Here is a 6,134-nt window from a genome sequence, read left to right as displayed (position 1 = left end):
TTTAAGTCCTGTGCGTCTGCCAGTTCCGCCACCCCGGCCTCTCTAAGCGAACGACGGGATTCGAACCCGCGACCCCCACCTTGGCAAGGTGGTGTTCTACCACTGAACTACGTTCGCACCGTTTTCTTCTATCTAAAAATGCCGGCTACATGACTTGAACACGCGACCCTCTGATTACAAATCAGATGCTCTACCAACTGAGCTAAGCCGGCTCATTTATTATATCTTAATGCGGGTTAAGGGACTTGAACCCCCACGCCGTTAAGCGCCAGATCCTAAATCTGGTGCGTCTGCCAATTCCGCCAAACCCGCATATATGACCCGTACTGGGCTCGAACCAGTGACCCATTGATTAAAAGTCAATTGCTCTACCAACTGAGCTAACGAGTCTAAAATAACTTNCGTTATTCTAACGGTCCCGACGGGAATCGAACCCGCGATCTTCGCCGTGACAGGGCGACGTGATAACCGCTACACTACGGGACCTATGGGAGTTAACGGGATCGAACCGCTGACCCTCTGCTTGTAAGGCAGTTCGCTTTCATATTCTCAGTTACTTTGGATAAGTCCTCGAGCTATTAGTATTAGTCCGCTACATGTGTCGCCACACTTCCACTTCTAACCTATCTACCTGATCATCTCTCAGGGCTCTTACTGATATAAAATCATGGGAAATCTCATCTTGAGGTGGGTTTCACACTTAGATGCTTTCAGCGTTTATCCCTTCCCTACATAGCTACCCAGCGATGCCTTTGGCAAGACAACTGGTACACCAGCGGTAAGTCCACTCTGGTCCTCTCGTACTAGGAGCAGATCCTCTCAAATTTCCTACNCCCGCGACGGATAGGGACCGAACTGTCTCACGACGTTCTGAACCCAGCTCGCGTGCCGCTTTAATGGGCGAACAGCCCAACCCTTGGGACCGACTACAGCCCCAGGATGCGACGAGCCGACATCGAGGTGCCAAACCTCCCCGTCGATGTGAACTCTTGGGGGAGATAAGCCTGTTATCCCCAGGGTAGCTTTTATCCGTTGAGCGATGGCCCTTCCATACGGAACCACCGGATCACTAAGCCCGACTTTCGTCCCTGCTCGAGTTGTAGCTCTCGCAGTCAAGCTCCCTTATACCTTTACACTCTGCGAATGATTTCCAACCATTCTGAGGGAACCTTTGGGCGCCTCCGTTACCTTTTAGGAGGCGACCGCCCCAGTCAAACTGCCCGTCAGACACTGTCTCCGATAGGGATCACCTATCTGGGTTAGAGTGGCCATAACACAAGGGTAGTATCCCAACAACGTCTCCTTCGAAACTGGCGTCCCGATCTCATAGACTCCTACCTATCCTGTACATGTGGTACAGACACTCAATATCAAACTGCAGTAAAGCTCCATGGGGTCTTTCCGTCCTGTCGCGGGTAACCTGCATCTTCACAGGTACTAAAATTTCACCGAGTCTCTCGTTGAGACAGTGCCCAAATCATTACGCCTTTCGTGCGGGTCGGAACTTACCCGACAAGGAATTTCGCTACCTTAGGACCGTTATAGTTACGGCCGCCGTTTACTGGGGCTTCAATTCATACCTTCGCTTNCGCTAAGCACTCCTCTTAACCTTCCAGCACCGGGCAGGCGTCACCCCCTATACATCATCTTACGATTTAGCAGAGAGCTGTGTTTTTGATAAACAGTTGCTTGGGCCTATTCACTGCGGCTGACNTAAAGTCAGCACCCCTTCTCCCGAAGTTACGGGGTCATTTTGCCGAGTTCCTTAACGAGAGTTCTCTCGCTCACCTGAGGCTACTCGCCTCGACTACCTGTGTCGGTTTGCGGTACGGGTAGAGTATGTTTAAACGCTAGAAGCTTTTCTTGGCAGTGTGACGTCACTAACTTCGCTACTAAACTTCGCTCCCCATCACAGCTCAATGTTATAGAACTAAGCATTTGACTCAGTTCACACCTCACTGCTTAGACAGACACTTCCAATCGTCTGCTTTAGTTAGCCTACTGCGTCCCTCCATCACTACATACTCTAGTACAGGAATATCAACCTGTTGTCCATCGGATACACCTTTCGGTCTCTCCTTAGGTCCCGACTAACCCAGGGCGGACGAGCCTTCCCCTGGAAACCTTAGTCTTACGGTGGACAGGATTCTCACCTGTCTTTCGCTACTCATACCGGCATTCTCACTTCTATGCGTTCCAGCGCTCCTCACGGTACACCTTCATCACACATAGAACGCTCTCCTACCATACCTATAAAGGTATCCACAGCTTCGGTAAATTGTTTTAGCCCCGGTACATTTTCGGCGCAGGGTCACTCGACTAGTGAGCTATTACGCACTCTTTGAATGAATAGCTGCTTCTAAGCTAACATCCTAGTTGTCTGTGCAACCCCACATCCTTTTCCACTTAACAATTATTTTGGGACCTTAGCTGGTGGTCTGGGCTGTTTCCCTTTCGACTACGGATCTTAGCACTCGCAGTCTGACTGCCGACCATAATTCATTGGCATTCGGAGTTTATCTGAGATTGGTAATCCGGGATGGACCCCTCACCCAAACAGTGCTCTACCTCCAAGAATCTTTATGTCGACGCTAGCCCTAAAGCTATTTCGGAGAGAACCAGCTATCTCCAAGTTCGTTTGGAATTTCTCCGCTACCCACAAGTCATCCAAGCACTTTTCAACGTGCCCTGGTTCGGTCCTCCAGTGCGTCTTACCGCACCTTCAACCTGCTCATGGGTAGGTCACATGGTTTCGGGTCTACGTCATGATACTAAGGCGCCCTATTCAGACTCGGTTTCCCTACGGCTCCGTCTCTTCAACTTAACCTCGCATCATAACGTAACTCGCCGGTTCATTCTACAAAAGGCACGCTCTCACCCATTAACGGGCTCGAACTTGTTGTAGGCACACGGTTTCAGGTTCTATTTCACTCCCCTCCCGGGGTGCTTTTCACCTTTCCCTCACGGTACTGGTTCACTATCGGTCACTAGGGAGTATTTAGGGTTGGGAGATGGTCCTCCCAGATTCCGACGGGATTTCACGTGTCCCGCCGTACTCAGGATACTGCTAGGTACAAAGACTATTTTAAATACGAGGCTATCACTCTCTTTGGCTGATCTTCCCAAATCATTCTTCTATAATCTTTGAGTCCACATTGCAGTCCTACAACCCCGAAGAGTAAACTCTTCGGTTTGCCCTCCTGCCGTTTCGCTCGCCGCTACTAAGGCAATCGCTTTTGCTTTCTCTTCCTGCAGCTACTTAGATGTTTCAGTTCACTGCGTCTTCCTCCTCACATCCTTAACAGATGCGGGTAACAGGTAGTACCTGTTGGGTTCCCCCATTCGGAAATCCCTGGATCATCGCTTACTTACAGCTACCCAAGGCATATCGTCGTTTGTCACGTCCTTCTTCGGCTCCTAGTGCCAAGGCATCCACCGTGCGCCCTTATTAACTTAACCTTATTTTTCTGACCTTTCAGTCATAAACTCTTATTAATACTACAGCGTTTTCGGTTTATTTTCTTGTTACTATTTGATATAGATATTCAATTTTCAATGTGCATTACTTGGTGATCTCTCACCAATGGAGCCTAGCGGGATCGAACCGCTGACCTCCTGCGTGCAAAGCAGGCGCTCTCCCAGCTGAGCTAAGGCCCCACAAGACCTCTCAAGACTAAACAAGACCAATGCGCAGTTCCTTATCCTTAGAAAGGAGGTGATCCAGCCGCACCTTCCGATACGGCTACCTTGTTACGACTTCACCCCAATCATCTATCCCACCTTAGGCGGCTGGCTCCTTACGGTTACCTCACCGACTTCGGGTGTTACAAACTCTCGTGGTGTGACGGGCGGTGTGTACAAGGCCCGGGAACGTATTCACCGCGGCGTGCTGATCCGCGATTACTAGCGATTCCGACTTCATGTAGGCGAGTTGCAGCCTACAATCCGAACTGAGACTGGCTTTAAGAGATTAGCTTGCCGTCACCGGCTTGCGACTCGTTGTACCAGCCATTGTAGCACGTGTGTAGCCCAGGTCATAAGGGGCATGATGATTTGACGTCATCCCCACCTTCCTCCGGTTTATTACCGGCAGTCTCGCTAGAGTGCCCAACTGAATGATGGCAACTAACAATAGGGGTTGCGCTCGTTGCGGGACTTAACCCAACATCTCACGACACGAGCTGACGACAACCATGCACCACCTGTCACCTCTGTCCCGAAGGAAAGCTCTATCTCTAGAGCGGTCAGAGGGATGTCAAGACCTGGTAAGGTTCTTCGCGTTGCTTCGAATTAAACCACATGCTCCACCGCTTGTGCGGGCCCCCGTCAATTCCTTTGAGTTTCAACCTTGCGGTCGTACTCCCCAGGCGGAGTGCTTAATGCGTTAGCTGCGGCACTAAACCCCGGAAAGGGTCTAACACCTAGCACTCATCGTTTACGGCGTGGACTACCAGGGTATCTAATCCTGTTTGCTCCCCACGCTTTCGAGCCTCAGCGTCAGTTACAAGCCAGAGAGCCGCTTTCGCCACCGGTGTTCCTCCATATATCTACGCATTTCACCGCTACACATGGAATTCCACTCTCCCCTCTTGCACTCAAGTTAAACAGTTTCCAAAGCGTACTATGGTTAAGCCACAGCCTTTAACTTCAGACTTATCTAACCGCCTGCGCTCGCTTTACGCCCAATAAATCCGGACAACGCTCGGGACCTACGTATTACCGCGGCTGCTGGCACGTAGTTAGCCGTCCCTTTCTGGTAAGATACCGTCACAGTGTGAACTTTCCACTCTCACACTCGTTCTTCTCTTACAACAGAGCTTTACGATCCGAAAACCTTCTTCACTCACGCGGCGTTGCTCGGTCAGACTTCCGTCCATTGCCGAAGATTCCCTACTGCTGCCTCCCGTAGGAGTCTGGGCCGTGTCTCAGTCCCAGAAATGTCATGCAACATCTACTATTATGCGGTATTAGCTATCGTTTCCAATAGTTATCCCCCGCTACCAGGCAGGTTACCTACGCGTTACTCACCCGTTCGCAACTCATCCGGAGAAGCAAGCTCCTCCTTCAGCGTTCTACTTGCATGTATTAGGCACGCCGCCAGCGTTCGTCCTGAGCCAGGATCAAACTCTCATTAAAAGTTTGAGTTCTCACTCATTTCTGTCACTGACAGATTTATTGTTTTTTCATTGTTCAGTACTACAACCTTAGTTGNAGTGCCCTGCACATTGGTTCGTCTTGTTCAGTTTTCAAAGGTCTTTGTCACTCGCTTCTCTCAAGCGACAACTATATTAGTATATCACAGCTGCTTTTTCTTGTCAACACTTTTTTGAAACTTTTTTAACTTTTTTTCATTAAGTGTTCCAACCACAACATACTATAGTCCGTACGGGATTCGAACCCGTGTTACCGCCGTGAAAAGGCGGTGTCTTAACCCCTTGACCAACGGACCAGAGTTATTTTCAACTCTTACTATTATACCGACTTTTCAAACTTTGTCAACTACTTTTTTAAACTTTTTTAAGTGGTAACTTCTCAACGTAACTTCCACCATATCGAAACTTAATCTGAAACGCTTTCAGATGAGGGGATTTTGTGCGCTCTTTTTTCGATTCTTTTCGACTAATCAAGCATTAGTAAAACCAGTTGAACTTAAGCTTTAAGTAAAAAGAGCCAGAATTATACTGACTCTTCTATTGATTGTTAAACTTAGAAGCACGTTCTTCTCCCCACCAATAAGGGATTAGTTCTGCGACTTTCACCGTCTTTCTTTTATCGTAGTCCATCATGAATTCTGCATCTTTATTTTCAGCGTTCAACTCTAAGAGGAACTCTCTGCAAGCGCCACAAGGCATACCCGAACTTCCACCATAAGGTGGTTTATCTCGAAAGGCTAATACTTTCTTAACCTTAGTTTGTCCTGAAAATTGGTACATATTGAAGAGGGCTGCCCGTTCTGCGCAGAGATGGAAAACACCACAGGTTCCCTCCATACAGAATCCTGTAAATATTTGTCCATCTTCTGCTTCTACTGCAGCAACGACATGATTAGCATAAACAAAATCAGATACTTCATGTGGATTATACAATTTCTGTGCTTCTTCGTACATCTTTACCCAGATGTCCATTATTGTACC

Annotated in this window: 1 protein-coding gene, 7 tRNA genes and 2 rRNA genes; all 10 read right to left on the bottom strand. The window is 48.6% G+C overall.

The window, feature by feature from the left end:
* Positions 1–45: 45 nt before the first annotated feature.
* Positions 46–117, bottom strand: a tRNA-Gly gene (locus D8836_RS06935).
* A gap of 22 nt (positions 118–139) precedes the next feature.
* A tRNA-Thr gene (locus D8836_RS06930) sits at positions 140–212 on the bottom strand.
* Positions 213–230: 18 nt separating this feature from the next.
* Positions 231–312 (bottom strand) — tRNA-Leu (locus D8836_RS06925).
* Positions 313–317: 5 nt separating this feature from the next.
* Positions 318–390 (bottom strand) — tRNA-Lys (locus D8836_RS06920).
* Positions 391–413: 23 nt separating this feature from the next.
* A tRNA-Asp gene (locus tag D8836_RS06915) sits at positions 414–486 on the bottom strand.
* A 72-nt stretch (positions 487–558) separates the two neighbouring features.
* A 23S ribosomal RNA gene (locus D8836_RS06910) occupies positions 559–3,459 on the bottom strand.
* Between the two features lie 125 nt (positions 3,460–3,584).
* Positions 3,585–3,657, bottom strand: a tRNA-Ala gene (locus tag D8836_RS06905).
* A 51-nt stretch (positions 3,658–3,708) separates the two neighbouring features.
* A 16S ribosomal RNA gene (locus tag D8836_RS06900) occupies positions 3,709–5,136 on the bottom strand.
* Together the 16S and 23S rRNA genes with 7 tRNA genes alongside form the textbook arrangement of a ribosomal RNA operon.
* Positions 5,137–5,377: 241 nt before the next feature.
* Positions 5,378–5,449: transfer RNA gene (locus D8836_RS06895), tRNA-Glu, on the bottom strand.
* Positions 5,450–5,690: 241 nt separating this feature from the next.
* Positions 5,691–6,125: a cytidine deaminase family protein gene (locus D8836_RS06890; protein WP_125393532.1), complete on the bottom strand. Its 435-nt coding sequence runs from the start codon at positions 6,123–6,125 to the stop codon at positions 5,691–5,693.
* Positions 6,126–6,134: the final 9 nt, after the last annotated feature.

The organism is Streptococcus mitis (genome assembly GCF_003942995.1).
Classification (GTDB): Bacteria; Bacillota; Bacilli; order Lactobacillales; family Streptococcaceae; genus Streptococcus; species Streptococcus mitis_CV.
This window is presented reverse-complemented; position numbering and strand designations above follow the sequence as displayed.

Coding starts and splice junctions, on each gene's coding strand:
- D8836_RS06890 (WP_125393532.1), bottom strand. CDS start 6,125: ATGGACATCTGGGTAAAGATGTACGAAGAAGCACAGAAATTGTATAAT.